Here is a 21,584-nt window from a genome sequence, read left to right as displayed (position 1 = left end):
GTATGCCGGATTATAGCATACTGAAGCAAATGAAAGGTGCCATCTTTGATCTGGACGGTGTCATAGTAGATACTGCGAAATATCATTATCTGGCCTGGAGGTCTTTGGCGTCAGAGCTTGGTTTCGATTTTACTGAAGCGGATAATGAACGGCTGAAAGGGGTGAGCCGGATAAGATCGCTTGATATTCTGCTGGACATTGGCGGGCTGGAATTCACAGAGGCTGAGAAGCTTGCCATGGCGGAGAGGAAGAACCGCCTTTATGTAAATTACATTTCGGAATTAGAGGAGTCGGAGCTATTGCCTGGCGTCAGAGCTTACCTGAACAGGCTGCGCGGCGGCGGTACCGGCATTGCCCTCGGCTCAGCCAGCAAGAATGCACTGTTCATTCTGGATAAGCTGAACATTGCCGGAATGTTCGATGCTGTTGTTGACGGCAATAAGGTATCCAGGGCCAAGCCGGACCCGGAGGTATTTCTCACGGCAGCTCAAGAGCTGGGACTGCAGCCTGGTGAGTGTGTAGTGTTCGAGGATGCCGAAGCAGGCATCGCTGCAGGCAAAGCGGCAGGCATGCAGGTCGTCGGGATCGGAAGGGCTGAGGTACTGGGCGAGGCAGATATTGTTGTAAGCGGTTTGCATGAATTATAGCAGCTTGATAGACTAAGAGTCGTGGGAAAGGATACTCCCGGTATAGGTTGAACTTAGAACATACATAAATATAGGGGACAACAGCATTCAATCTATGTAGACTCATTATTCTATTATAGTAGGAAAGCTTGAGGGATGCAGATGGAAACATTGTTATTATGGCCGGAGGGTGCTCCGGGGGCCCAGGGTATAAGTGATGAGGACTGCCCGGCCATTACGCCGTATCTGGTGGAAGGAAGCAATAACGCTGCAGTGCTGATCTGTCCGGGCGGTGCTTACTGGCTGCGGGCTGAACATGAAGGAGGGCCGGTAGCCGAGTGGCTGAACCTACTTGGGATATCCGCTTTTGTGCTGCGTTACCGCGTAGCTCCTTACCGGTATCCGAGCGCGCTGCTGGATGCCCAGAGAGCGCTGCGGACAATCCGTTCCCGCGCGGAGGAATTCGGAATCGATCCGGAGAGGGTCGGCATTCTGGGATTTTCGGCCGGAGGCCATCTGGCTTCAACGGCATCCGGACTGTTTGACAGAGGGAACAAGGAGGCAGAGGAAGCACTGGAACGGGAGTCGTGCCGTCCGGACTTCTCCATTCTGTGCTACCCGGTCATTTCTATGACGGATGAAGTAACACATGAAGGCTCCAGGGAGAATCTGCTTGGTGCTAATCCGCCAGGTGAGCTGATCCGCCTTCTCAGCGGTGAATTACAGGTCACGCCTGATTCACCGCCTGCCTTCCTCTGGCATACTGCGGAGGATGCCGCCGTTCCGGTGGAGAACAGCCTGCTGCTTGCCTCCGCACTGCGCCGCAGCGGGATTCCGTTCGATCTCCATGTTTATGCACACGGCGAACACGGCCTGGGATTAGCTGAAGAGGAGCCCCATACCCGCAGCTGGACCAACGCCTGTGCTTCCTGGCTGCAGATGAACGGTTACACGAAGTAAGGCGATCCTGAAGATCCTGTATCCAAGCCGTTCATGAGCTCTTGCAGCTTATGAACGGCTGTTTGTTGTTTTTCTATCTGAATATGGTGTTACATGATAAGATGGCAGTATTGGTCTGATTTAACAGTGAAAAAGGGAAAAGGGAGAATCGTGGATGAAGAAGCTGCTTTATGTGCTTTTAGCAATGGGAATGATATTGGGCATCGGATTAACGCAAGAGGGTAGGGTTTCGGCAGAAGGAAGCAAGCAGGTGTTCAAAATTGGCGTGGATGTTATCCCGGGCCTGCTTGATCCGGCTCTTACCGTCAACGATACGGAGTCTTCGGTCATTAAGGGCCTGTTCGAGGGTCTGGTCCGCTTGAATGAGAAGGGACAGGCCGTACCGGGTATAGCAAAGTCCTGGAAAATAACAGGCGGCGGTAAAACGTACACCTTTGCCTTACGGACCAGCGCCAAATGGAGCAACGGACAGCCTGTAGAGGCAGCGGATTTCGAATATGCCTGGAAGCGGGCATTGTCTCCGCAGTCTTACAACAGCCTGGCCTTCAAAATGTATATGATAGCCGGGGCGCAAGATTATCACAACGGTAAGCAGAAGGATGCCTCCAAAGTAGGGATCAAGGCGCTGAATGACCATACACTCCAGGTGACACTTGCAGCTCCGGACTATACGTTTCTTCAAATGCTTGCCGAGAATATTTATCTGCCGGTAAATCCGGCAGCGGTTAAAGCCAATACCAGCTGGGCCGGCAGTTCCAAAGCTTTTGTGACGAACGGCCCGTTCAGGCTGGCAGCCTGGGATGCCAACCGAATTGTCCTGGTCCAAAATACCGGGTACTACGCAGCTAAGGAGATTCATTTCTCTGAGGTTCATTTTCTCAAGCCGGCGGAAGGCCAGCTATCGAATACCGATGCTTATCTCGATGGCGGGCTCGACTGGATCGGCAGCGGTGAAAATACAAGGATTGATTATTATGACCAGATAGCCGCTTATACAAATAATGAAATATATACTTATCCGTACGCCGGTTTATATTATTATCAGTTTAATGTAAATGAAGCTCCATTTAATAATGTGAAGATACGTAAAGCTCTCGCAATGGCGGTTGACCGAAAGGGGCTGCCTTACGGTACTCCGGCTTATGGAGATGTTGCTCCAGCCATTCATGGCGCTAATGAAACCTTCCGTTCAGAAATTAAGGATACCAGATATTTTAAAGAGGATATTAAGTTGGCCAAAAGGCTGCTGCAGGAGGGACTGCAGGAAGAAGGCTTAAGTAGTTTGCCGGAATTCAGCATTATTGTGAATGCGGAGCAAAATCATGATTGGATTGCCTCGCTCATCGTTTCCGGCTGGAAAGAAAGCCTGGGCATCAAGGCGACTGTTGAGGTTCAGAACTGGAATGAGCTGCTGGACAACCGCTACAGCCAGAACTATACGGTGGCAAGAGCAGGCTGGCGGGCGGATTACAATGACCCTGCTGCGTTTCTGGAATACTTTACATCCTGGAGCGCAGATAATGATTCCGGCTGGAGCAGTAAGCTGTATGACAGCTACATCCTGCAGGCACGGCAAAAGCAGGACCCCGCCGAACGGATGCGCCTGTATACCAGGGCCGAGAAATTGCTGATCGATGAAATGGTCATCCTCCCGCTGTACTATTATGTAGCGGATGTCCTGAAGCAGCCGAATGTTCACGGTGTATATGTGGATTTTGACGGCTCGATCGCGTTTACTAGAGGTTATTTAAAATAGTCAGCCATGCTCTCTAGCAAACTCTTTACCATACTCTCTAACACATTCTCTAAGACACTCAGTCTGGCCCGGCAGATTCTGCACAATGGGCCGCATCGTCATTCAGGTCAGCCGGAAGTCCGGCTGGCCTGTTTGCTTTTGAAATTGGTTTGTTTGATTGTTTGTTTTTGGATTTAGTTTGATTTTGTTCACCTAATTCGTCCGTTTTTCAGCATTTGAGCGGATTAGGTGGAAATTGTTCATCTATTTTTCTGTAAAACCTCACATTGACTGATATCGCCATAATTAAGTAACGTTTTTCCAATTAATATGCTTTTTACGTTGTTTGGTGACGAAATAGATGATGTTTTTCCACTTAATTTGCAAATTGTGCTGTTAGTCTGCCCCTGCCGACACCCCGTAAGCAATCTTTTGTGCTTTGCGTTCTCTCTAAAAAGGGGATGGAGCGGCGGAGTCGAGGTTTGGAGCTGCAGGAGCGTCAGCGTCCGCCTTTGTCTGTGGATTTCTACCGCGGGCAGCGGTATCTAATCAAGAAATCCACAGACAACAGCGGCCGAAAGCCCAAACGCTCCGCGCAGCAGCGACGATATCCCCTCCCCCCCCTGCCGACACCCCGTAAGCAATCTTTGTGCTTTGCAGTTTCCGGAAGAGGCTGGAAGTCATGGAGCAGAAATTTGGAGCTGCAGGAGCGTCAGCGTCCGCCTTTGTCTGGGGATTTCCACCGCGGACAGCGGTTTCCAATCAAGAAATCCACAGACAACAGCGGCCGTAAGCCCAAACGCTCCGCGCAGCAGCGACTATATCCCCCTTCCCGCCCCCTGCCGACACCCCGTAAGCAATCTTTTGTGCTTTGCGTTCTCTCTAAAAGGGATGGAGCAGTGGAGTGGAGGTTTGGAGCTGGAGGAGCGTAGCGTCCGCCTTTGTCTGGGGATTTCCACCGCGGACAGCGGTTTCCAATCAAGAAATCCACAGACAACAGCGGCCGTAAGCCCAAACGCTCCGCGCAGCAGCGACTATATCCCCCTTCTTTTTAAAAAACGCCAGCCGCAAAAATTGCATACAATCCCACATAAACAACTTTAAAATAAACATATGTAAGCGCTTCTTCATTTGTTATATTATTGAAACTGGAGGTGGTTCCGGGGTGTTGTCCGCGCTGATCAAGCCGATTGTCCGGCTGAACGTCAAGCAGCAGCTGATTCTGCTGTTCGTCATTATGCTTACTCCCATTCTGGTTCTCAATAGTTACGGCAATTACAAGGCCGAGCAGGTTCTGAAGCGCCATGTCACCAACGCCTATGTGGAGCTGAACAAGCAGAATTTTGCGATCATCAACCGTGACATCGATACAGTCAATAAAATAACGTCGACGGTAATCCAGAATCCTTTTCTGCAGCAGCTGAATATGAGCGGACTTGATCCCATCATGGAGCGGGTGGAGCGCTACGAAACGATAGAAAAGCTGCTGGGCAGCTACTCGCAGGGTGCGGAGCGCGGGGATGTCATTTATTACTCGCTGTATGTGTATGATCCGAACAATTATTATTTTTTCGCCCCCAATTTTCCGCAGGTGAAGAAGGCGGGCGTTTATTTTTTTACCAAGGAAGAGGAGCCGTTCTGGTTCAGGCAGGCGGTGGAGCAAAAGGGCCGGGGCTACCTGATGTTCATGGACCGGCTCAGTCCGCAGGCTGAGGATCTGAAGACGCTTACCTATGTAAGGGCAGTCAATAACATATACCTCGGTGCGGGAACAATCGGCGTGCTGGTGGTCACCAAAATGGAGGCCAAAATCGGCGAATCACTGAAGTCGATTTCATTGCCGGACGGGGAAATTTACCTGACGGATATGAACAACAGGGTGCTTGCCTCCAGCACCAGCTCCACGGGGGAGATTATTGAGCTGCCGGACGGGGCGGAAATCGGTGATCCGGAAGGAACCGTGGACGTGATTACCGATGACTTCATCTATGTGGTGAACAATAATCATATGCTCGGGCAGAAGCTGGTCTACAAGGTTCCGGTAAAAGCGCTGCTCCAGCAGCAGAACGAGATGAAAAGAGTCATTCAGTACATAACTGTTGCATACGCCTTATTCGGCTTAATCATTATTACGTATTTCTGGCGTTCGCTGATGACACCGCTGCAGAAGCTGGCTTTTTTTGTGCGTAAGTATGAGCCGGGCAACCGGGTGCCGGAAACGCCGAAGCGGGGCAGCAATGACGAGGTCAGCGTGCTGATCTCTTCAACCTATGATATGGCGCGCAGGCTGAACGGCCTGATTATGTACAAATACCAGATGGAGCTGAAGCAGAAGGAGTCACAGCTGCAGCTGCTGTATCAGCAGATCAATCCGCATCTTTTGTATAACACCCTGGAGAGTATTTATTGGAAAAGCTCGCTGGAAGGCAACGTCGAATCCGCGGAAATGATTAAGGAGCTGTCCAAGCTGATGAAGATCAGTCTGAGCCGCGGCCGGGAGCTGATTACGCTGGAGGAGGAGCTGGAGCATGCCGGCGCCTATATCAAGCTGCAGCAGCACCGCTACGATTACGTGTTCACAGTGACCTGGAACATTGCAGCGGAAACCAAAAGCAATCTGATTCCCAAAATCACCCTCCAGCCCCTGATCGAAAACGCCATTATCCACGGGGTCAAAAATATGGAGGAGGACGGGGAGATTATCATCACTGCTGCCGCTATGGAGGATAGAGTGCTGATTACAATAGAAGACAATGGCTATAAGCAGGCTGACTATGAGGCGATTACACGGATACTGAAAGATGAGAGCCCGAATCCGGCCAGCGGCTACGGCATCCGCAATATTAACCAGCGGGTGCAGCTGCATTATGGCCCGGATTACGGCATCACCTACGGTCCGCGTGCCGGAGGGGGAACGGTTGCGGCTGTTCTGCTGCCCAAAACAGAAGTTCAAGAATAGAAGGGGGAATCCGCAAATGTTCAATATTCTGGTTGTGGACGATGAACCGCTTATCTGTAAAGGCCTCAGCAATCTGCTTGCTTCCTCCGGACTGGATATCGGTAATATTTATACGGCAGGCAGCGGCTTCGAGGCACTGGATTGCATCCGGATGGAGGAGGTAGATCTGCTTGTCACCGACATCCAGATGGGGGCGATGAGCGGCATCGAGCTGATGCAGCATGCCAAGCTGGCGAAGCCGTGGGTGCAGGCGATTGTCATTTCGGCCCACGAAACGTTCCAGTATGCCCAGATGGCTGTGAGGCTGGGGGCAAAGGATTACCTGATCAAGCCGCTGAACAGCGAGCAGTTTCTGGATTCTGTGCGGAATGTGCTGCTCAAAATGGACCGTCCTTCGCCCGAGCTCGCCGGCTTCATGGCCGGAGCCGGCGAGAGCTTCCGGCTCGAAGAGCCTCTGCCGGCCTACAGCGAGGTGCTGAACAGCCTTCTTACTGATTCTGCCGCCGTGATGGGCGCCGAAGAGCGGATGCGCAAGCTCGATGAGCTGAAGCTGCAGGGCCCTTACTTTGCTGTGCTCAAGATTAAGCTGCCGCTTCCGGGCGCAGACAGCGGAGCTCCTTACAGTCTGCGTGACCGGGGACTGCTGCGTTACGGCGCGCTTAACATCGCCAAAGAGCTGCTGGATCAGGAATGGGACTCGACAGCCTTTTACTCGCCGGAGGAGGAGATTACCGTAATCATCCAGTGGGACGAAAAAAGCTACGAGGAGGCCGGAGGAGGTCAGGTCAGCAGGCTGGATGTGCTGGGCCGCAGCCTTCATTTTAACATCCACAAATTTCTGCATTTGAACGCGGTCATCGGGATTAGCCAGATTCTCAAGGGATTGCCGTTCATGGAGGTGCTGAACCGCCAGGCGTCACGGGCCATCCTCTGGAATAAGGAGCACAACGACCACTACGTATTCTATTACGGGGACTTTAACTGGAACAGCTATACCGGTGCAGGTGAACCCTCCGCCGAGGAGCTTCACACACGCAGCAACCTGATCGTCCAGAAGGCGAAGGAGTATATCGATGAAAATTACGCCCAGAAGGGCTTAACGATACATGAGGTAGCCAAAAAAAATCACGTTAGCCCCAATTATCTGAGCTATCTGTTCAAAAAAAATACAGGCCACAACCTGTGGGAATATGTAATTAAGCTGCGGATGGAGGAAAGCCGTGAGCTGATTCAGCATACCGATCTGCGCCGCTACGAAATTGCTGAACGGGTCGGGTATGAGTCGCCGGAGCATTTCAGCAAGATTTTCAAAAAATACTACGGCATCAGCCCGAGCGAGCTGAAGAAGTAAGAACGCTCATGACTTCGGTAGATATACACATGTGCAGCGTCCCCCGCCTTTCCTACAATTAAGGTAGGAAGCACTTTGCCAAAGTGCTTGAAGACAAAAGGAAAGAGGGAGCCAGATGAATCAGACCGCTGCACTTCACGACAAACTGCCGGCCAAGCTTGAGAGCAAGCCTTATAAGCAGAACCGCTGGAAAAAGAATTTTTGGGGCTATATGTTCCTCGTCCCCGCCATTGTAATTTTCATCATGTTTATGTGGGTGCCTATTTTTAAAGGCTTTCTGTACAGCTTCTATACGGTGGATTTTGTTAAGGGAAACAGCTTCGTCGGATTTGAAAATTATGCGCGGGCACTGACAGACCCAGATGTGCTGATCGCGATCCAAAACACACTATATTACATGCTGCTTTGTCTGGTTGTCGGCTTCTGGGTACCGATTGCCTTCGCCATTGCGATCTCTGAGCTGCGGAAGTTCGGCGGCTTCGTCCGGGTGGCGGCTTATCTGCCTTATGTCATGCCTGCGGTTGTCCTCTACGGGCTGTGGCGGTGGCTGTATGATCCTGTCGGTCCTGTTAATGCGCTGCTTGGGACAATGGGGGCAGATCAGATCCCTTTCCTGACGGACAGCAGGTGGTCGATGCTCTCACTTGTCTTTATGGAGACGTGGCAGCAGTTCGGCTCGGGGATGCTGATCTATCTGGCGGCTGTGCTCAGCATCCCGCGTGACTGGTATGAAGCGGCGGAGATTGACGGAGCCGGGGTGTGGGCGCGGATCCGCCACATTACGCTGCCGTCGCTGCGCAACCTGATCATCCTGATGCTGATTTTGCAGATCATCGCGACCTCTCAGGGCTATCAGTCCCAGCTGGCGCTGCTGGACGGCGGGCCGAACAAGACAACGCTGACCTATGCGCTGCTGATTGTGAAGTATGCTTTTACCAGACTGGATTACGGCACGGCAACGGCGCTTGGCATGCTGATGTTTATCGTTCTTGGCGGTTTGGGCATTTTACAGTTCAGGCTGAATAAGGAGGATAATTAGGATGAAGAGCGTGGAGAGAGGAATTCTGTCTGAGCATGATCTGAAAAAGACAAGCAACAAGGTTGTCTACGGTATTATGGTGCTGTGCATTGCGGTAATGGTGTTCACGATGATGTATCCGATTCTGATGACAATGTTCAACGGGCTGAAATCGAATGTCGAGGTCAACTCGTTTCCGCCGCATTTTTTCCCGCAGGAGTGGCATTTCGGCAATTTGAAGGATGCGGTGAATTATATTGATCTGCTCAAGTATCTCAAGAACACGATTTATATTTTTGCCGGCAACATGGTTATGACGCTTGTCGTGCTGGGGATGGCCTCATTCAGCATTTCGCGGATGAACGTGCCTTACCGCAAGGCGTTCTACTTCTTTTTCCTGATGACACTGTTTATTCCGGCGACAAGCTATATGATTCCGAACTTCGTCAATCTGAAGGAGCTGGGCCTGCTTAACCAGTATGCGGCTTTTTGGCTGCCGGCGGGAGCGAACACCTTTTATTTTCTGCTGCTGAAAAATTTCTTCGACGGCATTCATCCGGAAATCTTTGAAGCGGCGCGGATCGACGGGGCTTCGGAGCCGAGAAGCTTTTTTGTGATCGCAGTGCCGCTGTCGGTGCCGATTTTTGCTACGCTGGCAATTTTTATTTTCTCCACCGCCTGGAATGACTGGTTCTGGCCGTCACTGGTCATGCATTCCGAGGAAAAATATACGCTGGCGACCTCGATCTACAAATATGTAATCAGCGTCAAGGCGCTCAATACAAACATTAAGTTTGCCATTCTCTTTCTCGTGTCGCTGCCGCCGATACTTGTATTCCTGATCTTCCAGAAGTTTATTATGCGCGGCGTGGCCTTGTCGGCGGTAAAAGGCTAAGGCGCGGCACGCCGGACCATTTAACATGAAGGCGCACCATCGTAAACCTGCACATGAAAGCAATATAAATACACCTCGTTTGTAAACGGTTTCTCTTTTAAGATGAATCTGTAAGCTAATTATGAATTGAAAAGGGGAGTTTCAATGCGTAAATTTTCCAGCGTATTAGCAGGTCTCCTTGTGGCAGGTTCGTTGTTATCCGCTTGCGGCGGCAACAATAACAACAACGGAAATGCCCAGGGGAACACAGGAGGGGAAGGGACTCCGGCGCCGGCGGCTACAGCTGCGGATAACAGCACTGCTGCGACAGATGCGCCTGCGGACGATATCACCCAGAGAAAAGTAACAATCAAAATCCATTATCCGACGCCGGACCTGACCGAAATGCGCGCACAGGAAGACGACCGGATCAAACGGTTCCAGGCTGAATATCCGAATGTAGAGATCATCAAGGACGACTGGCAGTACAGTGTCAGCGAAATCGGCATCAAAATGGCAGCCAATGAGGCGCCGACCTTCTTCAACACGTATGCGACGGAAGCCAAATTCCTGGTGGAAAAAGGCTGGGCGGCCGACATCACCGAGCTGTGGAACGCCTATGAGTACAAGGAGCAGATCAATCCGGTGCTGCAGAACCAGTTCCTGATTGACGGCAAAATGTACGGTGTAACCCAAAAGGGCTATGTCACCACTACCATGATCAATAAAAAAATGCTGGATGATAAAGGTGTAACCGTTCCTCCGATGGACTGGACCTGGGATGACATGCTGAATACCGCCAAGGGTGTAGCCGATGCCAAAAAAGGTATTTCCGGCATTGCACCAATGGGTAAAGGCAACGAAGCGGGCTGGAACTGGACTAACTTCCTGTTTGAAGCAGGCGGGGAGATTCAGAACGTGGAGGGCGGCAAGGTTGTAGCTACCTTCAATTCTGAAGCCGGTGTTAAGGCGCTGGATTTCTACAAAAAGCTGAGATGGGAAGCGGAAGCCATTCCGCAGGACTGGGCACTCGGCTGGGGCGATGCGGTCGGCGCATTTCAGCAGGGACGTACAGCGATGGTTATGGCCGGCTCTGACGGTGTAATCGAGCAGGCGCTGAACCAGGGCGGACTCAAGCCGGCGGATGTGCTGACCTATCCGATGCCTGCGGCTGAAAAGGGCGGCAAGCACACCGGTGTACTCGGCGGGGATTATCTCGTAATCAATCCGAACGCCTCCAAGGATGAGCAGGAAATGGCGTTCCGTTACATCACGTTCGATTATTTCTCAGATAAGGGCCTGGAGGCGCTTGATGCAATTCTGCAGCAGCGCAAGGCAGACGGCAAATATTTTATCCCGCCGCTTCTGGACTACTATGCTGCTGATTCTGAGTTCGGCAAGAAAACCAAAGCTGTTTACGACAAATATTCAGACATTGTATATCAATACAATCCGGAGATTATGGCACTGCTTGACGGTAAGCCGGAAGCCCAGTACAACACCCAGGACTACTATGCAACGATGTCCAACGTGATCCAGGAGCTGTTCTCCAAAAAAGGAACGGACTCCAAAGCCCAGCTCGATGCCGCAGCCAAAACGGTACAGGAGCAATTCTTCGATACTATTACAGTTGAGTAGCAGACAGATAGTGGGTTAGTGCAGACAAAAGACCGGCAAAGCCTCCGATCCTGGAGGACAGCCGGTCTTTTTCTTTGCAATGTCAAATCAGGACAAAATGTGACAAGGTATGATCGCCCAAAACATGTGAAAGGACTGCAGTCCGGGCATGAATAGCCTCCTCAGTTAAATATAACCAAGTAAAATACATAAAAAATGGGTAATAAACCTGAATATGATTGAATGTAAGCGCTTTGAAAACAAATCAAAAAAACTTTATACTTTGTGAAAGAATTCACTATACAAGACGGAAATGATGTGTTAAGATAAATGTGTAGAGAAAAACAACCTAAAAATTGACAGGAGGACGAGGGAGATGGCAGTTAAGAACGAAGTCGCCGCCCAAGTGAAACAAACCACCGCTGAAGAATACATTCAGACTTTGGTGGATAAAGCAAAGAAAGCCCTGGATGCGTTCATGGAACTGGATCAGGAGCAGGTTAACACAATCGTTCATGCAATGGCATTGGCAGGTCTCGACAAACATATGTACCTGGCGAAACTTGCTGTCGAAGAAACAGGCCGCGGAGTATACGAAGACAAAATTACGAAGAACATCTTCTCAACAGAATATATCTGGCACGGAATTAAGTATGACAAAACCGTAGGAGTTATTGAGGATAACGCCTACGAGAATTTCCAGAAAATTGCCGAACCAGTCGGAATTGTAATGGGTATCACACCGGTAACCAACCCAACATCCACCACGATGTTTAAAGCTCTGATTTCCGCTAAGACACGTAACCCTATTATATTCGGTTTCCACCCTTCAGCGCAAGAGTGTAGCGCCGCAGCAGCCAAAATTCTTCATGATGCAGGCGTAAAGGCCGGCGCGCCTGAGAACTTCATCCAATGGATCGAGCTTCCTACCATGGATAAGACAAATGCACTGATGAACAACCCTGACGTTGCACTGATCCTGGCAACAGGCGGATCCGCAATGGTTAAAGCAGCTTACAGCTGCGGCAAGCCGGCTCTCGGCGTAGGCCCTGGTAACGTACCTGCCTTCATTGAGAAAAGTGCTGACATTGACCAGGCTGTAACAGATATTATCCTTTCCAAAACATTCGATAACGGTATGATTTGCGCTTCCGAGCAGGCTGTTATTATTGAAGAAGCTATTTTTGACCAAGTGAAGAAAAAGATGATTGCGAACGGCTGCTACTTCGTCAACAAAGATGAAGCTGCCAAGCTGACTAACGGTGCAATGAATGTAGAAAAGTGCGCAGTTAACCCGGCAATCGTAGGCCAATCCGCTGTGAAGATCGCTGAAATGTGCGGAATTCAGGTTCCGGCCGGCACGAAGATTCTGGTTGCTGAAATCGAAGGCGTAGGCACTAAATATCCGCTGTCCGCTGAGAAGCTGAGCCCGGTTCTGGCTTGCTACAAAGTGAAGAACGCTGATCAGGGTATCGAGCGCGCTGCAGAAATTGTTGAATTCGGCGGCATGGGCCACAGCTCGGCGATCCACTCGAATAATGAAGAAGTAATCATGAAGTTCTCGCACCGCCTGCAGACAGGACGTATTCTGGTGAATTCGCCTTCGACACACGGCGCCATCGGGGACATCTACAATACAAATATCCCTTCGCTCACCCTGGGCTGCGGATCATACGGCCGCAACTCGGTGTCGCAAAACGTTACTGCCATCAATCTGATCAACGTGAAAAGGGTGAACCGTCGTACCGTGAATATGCAATGGTTTAAAGTACCTGACAAGATCTACTTTGAAAAAGGATCCACACAATACCTGGCTAAAATGCCTAACATTACTCGTGTAGCAATCATTACTGACCCTATGATGGTTAAACTGGGTTACGTGGAAAGAGTTGAGCACTACCTGCGCCAGCGCCAGACTCCTGTAGCGATTGAAGTGTTCTCGGAAGTTGAGCCGGATCCATCGACAACTACCGTTGAAAAAGGTACAGCAATGATGAACAGATTCCAGCCGGACTGCATCATCGCACTCGGCGGCGGTTCTCCGATGGATGCTGCCAAAGGCATGTGGCTGTTCTACGAACACCCGGATGTAGACTTCAACAACCTGAAACAGAAATTCATGGATATCCGCAAACGCGTATACAAATATCCTACCCTGGGTCAAAAGGCGAAATTCGTTGCCATTCCGACTACTTCGGGTACCGGTTCAGAAGTAACCTCGTTCGCAGTTATCACTGATAAAACTGCCGGCAACAACACCAAGTATCCGCTGGCTGATTATGAGCTGACTCCAGACGTAGCGATCATTGATCCGGAGTTTGTATACAGCCTGCCAAGAACTGCAGTTGCTGATACAGGTATGGACGTACTGACTCACGCTATTGAAGCTTATGTATCTGTAATGGCAAGCGACTACTCCGACGGTCTGGCAATCAAAGCGATTCAGCTGGTATTCCAGTACCTGGAAAAATCCGCATTGCAGGCAGATAAGGTTGCCCGTGAGAAAATGCACAACGCATCGACACTTGCAGGTATGGCGTTTGCTAACGCATTCCTGGGCATTAACCACAGCTTGGCGCACAAATGGGGCGGACAGTACCACACCGCACACGGCCGCACCAATGCGATCCTGATGCCGCACGTTATCCGTTACAATGCCAAGAAGCCTACGAAGTTCGCTTCGTTCCCTAAATATTCGCACTTTGTAGCTGATGAGCGTTATGCCGAAATTGCTCGCATTCTGGGATTGCCGGCCCGTACTACTGAAGAGGGCGTAACAAGCCTGATCAACGCGATCCGCGACATGAACAAGAAGCTCGGCATCGAAGAATCATTCTCTGCCCTGGGCTTTGATCCTAAGGATTTCGAATCCCGTGTAGATTACCTGGCTGACCGTGCATTTGAAGACCAATGTACAACAGCTAACCCTAAATTGCCGCTGGTAAGTGAGCTGGCTGATGTATACCGCAACGCTTTCTACGGAAGATTTGACGTTTAATTGGTGATTGCCCGGTAAAAGATAAGTTTAAAGGTTAATATGGGACTGGATGGTAGTGACAAATATCACCGGAAAGGTGATATTTGTCACAGTCCTTTTTCAGAAAATAAACTAAAATGTTTATATAAACAACGAGCCCGAGATATGAAAGTGTGATTGTGAATTTTATAACAACCATATCTTTGGGATCACGAGACACGGGATCAACCTTCAAGCCCGCGATCTCTACAAATATAATAAATATATAAATGGAGGGATTTAGCATGTCGGTGATTGAAAAAGATGTACAAGAGGTAAAGTCGGGTTGGAGAAGTTTTACAAAAGGTAAATGGGCCAAGAAAGTTGACGTTAATAACTTTATCACAACAAACATCAAGCCTTACGAAGGAAACGAAGACTTCCTCGTAGGTCCAACAAGCAACACTACTGAACTGTGGAAGATCATTTCCCAGCTGAGCAAGGAAGAAAGAGAAAGAGGCGGCGTATGGGATGTTTCCCTGGATACTGTCTCCACTATTACTTCCCATAACCCAGGTTACATCGACAAGGATAAGGAACAAATCGTAGGCGTACAGACTGATGCTCCTTTCAGACGTTCCATCCAGCCGTTCGGCGGTATCAAGATGATGATCGATGCTACTAAGGCTTATGGCTTCGAGCTTCCGAATAACATTGTCGAAATGTTCACGAATATCCGCAAAACGCATAACCAAGGCGTATTTGATGCATATACACCTGATATGAGAGCAGTGCGTAAATCCGGCGTTATCACAGGTCTTCCTGATGCTTACGGCCGCGGACGCATTATCGGCGACTACCGCCGCGTTGCTCTGTACGGTATTGAATTCCTGATTAAAGATAAGAAACAGCAGCTGACTGAGCTTGAAGTTGATTCTATGACTGAAGATGTAATCCGTCTGCGTGAAGAGCTGTCCGAGCAGATCCGCGCTCTGGGCGAGCTGAAAGAAATGGCTGCCGCTCACGGTCTTGATATTTCCAAACCGGCTAACTCCTTCAAAGAAGCTACTCAATGGGTATACTTCGGTTACCTGGCAGCAGTTAAAGAGCAGAACGGTGCGGCAATGTCCCTTGGACGTGTATCTTCTTTCCTTGATATCTATGCACAACGTGATTTCGAAGAAGGTACTCTTACAGAAGAGCAAGCTCAAGAAATCGTTGACCACTTTGTAATGAAACTGCGTATCGTGAAATTCCTGCGTACGCCTGACTATAACGAACTGTTCTCTGGTGACCCTACTTGGGTTACAGAATCCATCGGCGGTATGGCTGAAGACGGAACAACCCGCGTAACCAAGAACAGCTTCCGCTTCCTGCACACCCTGTACAATCTGGGACCTGCACCGGAACCGAACCTGACTGTACTCTGGTCTGAGAAGCTGCCTGAAGGCTTCAAGAAATATTGCGCTAAGGTATCCATCGAAACCAGTGCGATCCAATATGAGAACGATGATGTAATGCGTCCATACTGGGGTGATGATTACGCAATTGCCTGCTGCGTATCCCCAATGCGCATCGGTAAGCAGATGCAGTTCTTCGGAGCCCGTGCCAACCTTGCAAAAGCCCTGCTGTACGCAATCAACGGCGGTGTGGATGAGAAATCCGGTGCACAGGTAGGTCCTGAATACCCTGCTATCACTTCAGAGTATCTGGATTACAACGAAGTAATGAAACGCTTCAAACCAATGATGGAGTGGCTGGCTAAGACTTACGTTAACACCCTGAACATCATCCACTACATGCATGACAAATATTCCTACGAACGCATCGAAATGGCGCTGCATGACCGCGACATTCTGCGTACAATGGCTTGCGGTATCGCTGGTCTGTCCGTTGCTGCTGACTCCCTGAGCGCAATTAAATATGCTAAGGTTAAACCGATCCGCAACGAACAAGGCATTGCCATCGACTTCGAAACTGAAGGTGAATTCCCTTGCTACGGTAACAACGACGACGCTGTTGACAGCATCGCAGTTGAGCTGGTTGAAACCTTCATGACAATGATCCGCAAAAACAAAACGTACCGTGACGCTGTTCCGACTCAATCGGTACTGACAATCACTTCGAACGTTGTTTACGGTAAGAAGACTGGTACTACTCCAGACGGACGTAAAAAAGGCGAGCCATTCGCACCAGGTGCTAACCCAATGCACGGACGCGACAAGAAGGGCGCACTGGCATCCCTGAACTCGGTTGCTAAACTGCCTTACTCCGATGCACAGGATGGTATCTCCAATACGTTCTCCATCGTTCCTAAGGCGCTGGGTAAAGACGAAGAATCCCGTAAGTCCAACCTGGTATTCATGATGGACGGATACTTCCACAATAGCGCTCAGCATTTGAACGTTAACGTATTTAACCGTGAGCAGCTGATCGATGCTATGGATCACCCAGAGAACTATCCGCAACTGACTGTTCGTGTATCCGGCTATGCTGTTAACTTCATCAAGCTGACCCGCGAACAACAGCTGGACGTTATCAATCGTACGTTCCACTCTTCAATGTAAGATTTGTTCTTGGACATCAGGAACTGAAATAAACCACAGAGCTGCCGCCCTTGCAAGAGGGCGGTAAACTCTTGCCTTGAAATGATTAAAATTTTAAGTTTTTTTTCGAAAGGATGACCTCATATGGTTAAAGGACATATCCACTCTTTAGAAACCTTTGGAACGGTGGATGGCCCGGGAATCCGCTTCGTGCTTTTCATGCAGGGCTGTCTGCTTAAATGCCAATATTGCCACAATCCGGATACCTGGGGACTGAATGAAGGCAAGGAAATGACACTCGAAGAAGTGCTTGCGGAAATCGAGCCTTACTTGAATTATTATAAGACTTCCGGGGGCGGCCTGACTGTATCCGGCGGTGAGCCAACGCTGCAGGCGCATTTCGTGAAGCAGCTGTTTACAGAAGTAAAGAAGCGCTGGAATCTGCATACCACTCTTGATTCCAATGGCTACAATGACGGCTCGAAGATCAGCGATCTGCTGGATGTTACCGATCTTGTCCTGCTGGACCTGAAGCATATTGACGACGAAGCCCATATCAAGCTGACAGGCAAGTCTAATGACCGTACCTTGAAGCTGGCCCGCTGGCTGTCTGACCATAACCGCAAGATGTGGATCCGCCACGTATATGTACCCGGCATTCATAATAAGGAAGAAGACCTGCTTAACCTTGGACGTTTTATCGGAACCCTGAACGGGGTTGAGAAGTTCGAAATCCTGCCTTATCATCAGATGGGGATTTATAAATGGCAAGAGCTTGGCCGTCCTTATGAGCTTGAAGGAGTACCTTCCCCGAGCGATGAGGAAGTACAGCGTGCGTACCGGCTGATTGAAGAAGGACGCAGAGAATCAGCGCTGGTTAAATAATGAATACAGATGAATGAAGCCGTTCCTGACAGCAGACGCCTGCTGCGGGGCGGCTTTTTTGCTTGGCGGCTGTAGAGGCAATATAGCTCATGTTGCATTAGGTTAACTCATGGTATATTAGCCATTGAATACATATAAGGAGCCAATTTAATCAATTACTATCAGTTAGGATCAGTGTCCTTTCTGCCTGCTTCTACAAGGGACCGAAAACGAGCATGTTCTTTCCAGGCAATCGGACATTCTGTACCATGATGAGCTCGTTACAGCATTTATCGCCTCACACTGGTGGCCAGAAAATCCCGGACATGTGCTTATCATCCCCAATAGACATATTGAGAATATTTACAGTCTGACAGGAGAACTCTCCGACCGCATACATAGGCTGGAAATTGAAGTAGCTAAGGCACTAAAGGAAACGTACGGGTGTGACGGAGTCTCTTCACGGCAGCATAATGAGCCGGCAGGCAACCAGGATGTGTGGCATTATCATCTTCATGTATTTCCGCGCTACAAGGACGATCAGCTCTACACTTCCAAAGCCATAAGGACTACGGCAGAGGAACGGAACCTCTATTCAGTCAGGCTTAGGGAATATTTTGCACAAAAAATCAAAAGTAATGTATAGGTTAGGTGACGTTTTAACTATTCTTTACAGCAGCAAATGCAATGAAATGTTGTTTTGAATGACGTTCGATGTTAGATAAATGACATGTATTCGCTTACATTAGAGATTTTTATCCCTGTTGTAGATGAATGTTAACCTTACGATTACAAAAGGCGTTTTCTATAATAAAGAAGTAAGGGAAATCATTAAAATAGGGAGGGTCACCCGAAATGAGAAAAAGTATAGCAATGCTGCTGTCCCTGATGTTTGTATCTTCTGCGCTGTTGACTGCTTGTGGGGGAAACAACAATAATACAGGTAACAACGGAGAAGCCGCAGCTACAAACAGCGGAACGGCTGCAACTAATGCCCCTGCTACAGAAGAGCCTGCGAATACAGAGCCTTTTGAGATGACGATCCGCCATACACAGGTCGGTGCTGACAAGCAAAAGCGTCTGGCCATTCTGGAGGATGTGGTCGGCAAGGTGCAGGAAGAGGTGCCGGGCCTGACCTTTAAGCTGGATGGTGTGGATTCGGATGTGAACCGTAAAGAAAAGCTGCGCGGAGAGATGGCCGCCGGCAACCCGCCTGAAATTTTTGACCTGTTCGGCAGCCCGGATTCCAAGATCTATGCGAAGGAAAGCAAGCTGCTGGATCTGACCCCTATTCTCGAAGAGCTGGGCATTAGGGATAAATTCTCCAATCTGGACCCTTTCACTTACGAAGGCAAAATCTACGGACTGCCGATTGGCGGCTCCGGTGAGGGCTTCTTCTATAACAAGGAATATTACGCAAGCAAAGGCTGGAAAGCACCGGCCACCTTCGCCGAGCTGGAGCAGCAGCTGGCAGATATCAAAGCGGATGGGAAGGTGCCGCTGGCAGGTGCCTCCAAAGCAGGCTGGGTGCCGCTGATGCTGGCTAACCACCTATGGTCCCGCTATGCCGGACCGGATGTTACAGCGAAGTTCGCGACGGGTGAAGCAAAGTGGAGTGACCCGAGCGTTGTCCAAGGCTTCGCCAAATACAAGGAGTGGGTCGATAACGGCTACTTCAAAAAAGGCGAGCTTGGCTTCGAATATGCTGAATATACGACTCAATTCACCAGCGGTGAAGCGATTCTGATGTATGACGGTACATGGAAATCTTCCGTATTTAAGGCCGGCCAGTCCGGTGAAGGCCTGATCGGCAAGGTTGGATTCTTTAATATTCCTGCGGTCGAAGGGGGAGCGGGTGACCAGACAGCGCTGATGCGGGATGTGAACAACGGCTACGGGTTCTCTGCTTCCGCAGGTGAGGATGAGCGCCAGCTGGCAGCTGTGAAATCCTTTATCAAAAATATGTACAACGAAGAAATGCAGCTGCGCGGTCTGGTAGAGGATGGCGTGCTGCCGGCAATGAAGCTGGACCAGTCGGTGCTGGATGCGAACATTACTGATGATCTGATGAAAGAAATCGTAGCGGTGCTGAATAACTCGGCATCCTCCTTCCCGGCGTTTGACTCGCTGGTGCAGGCTGATGTAACTACTGAGATCAGTAACATCCAGATCCAGAAGCTGATCGGCGGCCAGACGACTCCTGAGAAGATGGGTGAAGAGCTGCAGAAGATTCAGGAAGAAGCGAACGCAGCTGTGGAGTAGGCAACCATTGAAATGTACCCTGGTGCCTGCCAGGGTACATTTTTTTCACAACGCAGGACCTTTCCCAGATTCGTAAGCATCGGAGGTAGCCATGAATAAAGCGCTCAGAAATCCGCTCGTCTTCATCCTGTTTGTTCTTCCTGCACTTGCCCTGTTCCTGATTTTTTTTATCTATCCAATTTTCAGCTCCATATACTACAGTCTTACAAGCTGGAACGGAGTTTCCGATACGGTTAAAATGACCGGACTGACAAATTACGAAAAAGCGCTCGGTGATGACCGCTTCTGGATATCGGTGAAGAATAACGGCTGGTTTATTCTGTTCTCTGTCTTTATCCAGGTTCCGCTGATTGTCCTGTTCTCCCTGCTGATTGCCAACGTCAAGAAACTTAAGGGCTTATACAAAACAGCGGTGTTCATGCCTTCAATTATGTCGACAGCAGTCATCGGTATCCTCTGGGGCTTTATCTACGAGCCCAATATCGGCCTGTTCAACAAGCTGCTTGGCCTGGTCGGGATAGAGCCGGTCTACTGGCTGTCCGATGAACGGTTTGCCATGCTGTCGATTCTGATCACCAACGCCTGGCAGTGGACCGGATTCTACATTGTAATGGTGCTTGCAGCGATTCTGTCGATTCCCGGAGAGCTTGACGAAGCAGCCGCAATTGACGGCGCTACGGGCTTCCAGCGGGCTACACGGATCACCCTGCCGCTGATTGTGCCGATTATTTCGGTGGTAATCATGCTCTCTATTGCCGGGGCAATGAAGGCTGCCGATATCGTCATCGTTATGACCAAAGGCGGACCGGCGGGTTCAACGGAGGTTATGGCCACCTATATGATCAAGTATGCAATCACGAACTTTAAATACGGGTACGGCAATACGATTGCGGTCCTGATCTTCGTATTTACGCTTATCGTTACAGTGGTGTACCAGCTGCTGTTTAACCGGCGTAGTGAAAGGATTGAATACTGATGCCGCGCGCCCTGAAAAAAAGTCTGCCGCATGCTGCACTGCTTGGGTATCTCCTGGTTGTACTGTTTCCGTTTCTGTTTGTGCTTTTTTCATCGGTAAAAAAGGATAACAACTCTATTGCCCTGAACCCGTTCGGTATTCCGAAGGAGTTCGTATTCAATAACTATGTGGAAGCCTGGGTCAATGCGAAGATCAGCACGTACTTTTTTAACAGCTTATATATATCGGTCTTTGCTTCGGTAGTATCGATTATACTGGCTGGTATGTTCGCGTTCGCTGTTACCCGGATGCGCCACGGCCGCTGGAATATACTGCTGTACTCGTTTGTACTGGTCGGAATGCTGATTCCGAACAATGCGCTAATGCTGCCGATTTATACGATTGTGCGTAAGCTGCATATTCTAAACACCCACTGGGCGCTTATTGTTCCGTATATTGCCAATGCAATCCCGTTTACGATCATCATTCTCGCTGCCTTCATGCGTTCACTTCCCAGTGAAATTGAGGAAGCAGCGGTAATGGATGGGTTGAAGGCCCCGGGTATCTTTGCTAAGATTATTGTACCTCTGACGGTCCCCGCCATGGTTACAGTATTCATCGTCAATTTCCTGGGAAATTGGAATGAGTTTTTGCTGGCCAACTATTTTCTTTCCAATGATGAGCTGCGCACGCTTCCGGTGGGAATGGTCCAATTCCGTGATCAGTATCAGATGAACTATGCGCAGATGTCTGCCGGTATCGTCTACAGCGTGCTGCCGGTGGTTATCATTTATGCCATTTTGCAGGAGAAAATAATTGAAGGTGTAACGGCAGGCAGCGTAAAGGGCTAACCTAACTACA

15 protein-coding genes are annotated in these 21,584 nt (G+C 49.7%); all 15 read left to right on the top strand.

The window, feature by feature from the left end:
- Positions 1-2: 2 nt before the first annotated feature.
- The 15 genes from pgmB (at position 3) to R70723_RS21610 (ending at position 21,574) form a co-directional block, all read left to right on the top strand.
- Complete coding sequence (gene pgmB, locus R70723_RS21680) at positions 3-647, top strand: beta-phosphoglucomutase (RefSeq protein ID WP_039875296.1); 645 nt, start codon at positions 3-5, stop codon at positions 645-647.
- 141 nt (positions 648-788) lie between these two features.
- Positions 789-1,586, top strand: coding sequence for an alpha/beta hydrolase (locus R70723_RS21675; protein WP_039879106.1), 798 nt, complete (start codon positions 789-791; stop codon positions 1,584-1,586).
- A gap of 154 nt (positions 1,587-1,740) precedes the next feature.
- Positions 1,741-3,342: a peptide ABC transporter substrate-binding protein gene (locus R70723_RS21670; RefSeq protein WP_039875294.1), complete on the top strand. Its 1,602-nt coding sequence runs from the start codon at positions 1,741-1,743 to the stop codon at positions 3,340-3,342.
- A gap of 1,144 nt (positions 3,343-4,486) precedes the next feature.
- Positions 4,487-6,280, top strand: a complete 1,794-nt coding sequence (locus R70723_RS21665; RefSeq protein ID WP_039875291.1) for a cache domain-containing sensor histidine kinase — start codon at positions 4,487-4,489, stop codon at positions 6,278-6,280.
- Positions 6,281-6,296: 16 nt separating this feature from the next.
- Entirely contained in the window at positions 6,297-7,631 is a 1,335-nt protein-coding gene (locus R70723_RS21660) for a response regulator (protein ID WP_039875289.1), read from the top strand.
- 211 nt (positions 7,632-7,842) lie between these two features.
- On the top strand, positions 7,843-8,670 hold the full coding sequence (locus R70723_RS21655; RefSeq protein WP_144027150.1) for a carbohydrate ABC transporter permease: 828 nt from the start codon (positions 7,843-7,845) through the stop codon (positions 8,668-8,670).
- A gap of 1 nt (position 8,671) precedes the next feature.
- Positions 8,672-9,544, top strand: coding sequence for a carbohydrate ABC transporter permease (locus R70723_RS21650; RefSeq protein ID WP_039875285.1), 873 nt, complete (start codon positions 8,672-8,674; stop codon positions 9,542-9,544).
- 144 nt (positions 9,545-9,688) lie between these two features.
- A complete protein-coding gene (locus R70723_RS21645; protein ID WP_039875283.1) occupies positions 9,689-11,161 on the top strand; it encodes an ABC transporter substrate-binding protein in 1,473 nt (490 codons plus the stop codon).
- Between the two features lie 355 nt (positions 11,162-11,516).
- The gene (adhE, locus tag R70723_RS21640) at positions 11,517-14,138 is read left to right on the top strand and encodes a bifunctional acetaldehyde-CoA/alcohol dehydrogenase (protein WP_039875281.1); all 2,622 of its coding nucleotides are present in this window, start codon (positions 11,517-11,519) and stop codon (positions 14,136-14,138) included.
- A 263-nt stretch (positions 14,139-14,401) separates the two neighbouring features.
- Positions 14,402-16,663, top strand: a complete 2,262-nt coding sequence (pflB, locus tag R70723_RS21635; protein WP_039875279.1) for a formate C-acetyltransferase — start codon at positions 14,402-14,404, stop codon at positions 16,661-16,663.
- A 123-nt stretch (positions 16,664-16,786) separates the two neighbouring features.
- The gene (gene pflA, locus R70723_RS21630) at positions 16,787-17,527 is read left to right on the top strand and encodes a pyruvate formate-lyase-activating protein (RefSeq protein WP_039875278.1); all 741 of its coding nucleotides are present in this window, start codon (positions 16,787-16,789) and stop codon (positions 17,525-17,527) included.
- Between the two features lie 187 nt (positions 17,528-17,714).
- A complete protein-coding gene (locus R70723_RS31675; RefSeq protein ID WP_052421414.1) occupies positions 17,715-18,152 on the top strand; it encodes an HIT family protein in 438 nt (145 codons plus the stop codon).
- A gap of 209 nt (positions 18,153-18,361) precedes the next feature.
- The gene (locus R70723_RS21620) at positions 18,362-19,768 is read left to right on the top strand and encodes an extracellular solute-binding protein (RefSeq protein WP_039875275.1); all 1,407 of its coding nucleotides are present in this window, start codon (positions 18,362-18,364) and stop codon (positions 19,766-19,768) included.
- Between the two features lie 91 nt (positions 19,769-19,859).
- On the top strand, positions 19,860-20,744 hold the full coding sequence (locus tag R70723_RS21615) for a carbohydrate ABC transporter permease (protein WP_039875274.1): 885 nt from the start codon (positions 19,860-19,862) through the stop codon (positions 20,742-20,744).
- Positions 20,744-21,574 carry a carbohydrate ABC transporter permease gene (locus R70723_RS21610; RefSeq protein ID WP_039875272.1) on the top strand — a complete coding sequence of 277 codons (831 nt, stop codon included), beginning with the start codon at positions 20,744-20,746 and terminating at the stop codon, positions 21,572-21,574. Before R70723_RS21615 ends, R70723_RS21610 begins: the two co-directional genes overlap by 1 nt.
- The last annotated feature ends 10 nt before the right edge of the window (positions 21,575-21,584 follow it).

Origin of the sequence: Paenibacillus sp. FSL R7-0273 (genome assembly GCF_000758625.1) — a bacterium.
Lineage (GTDB): Bacteria > Bacillota > Bacilli > Paenibacillales > Paenibacillaceae > Paenibacillus_AQ.
The sequence above is the reverse complement of the archived record's forward strand: the minus strand, read 5'-3'. Positions and strand labels throughout refer to the sequence as shown.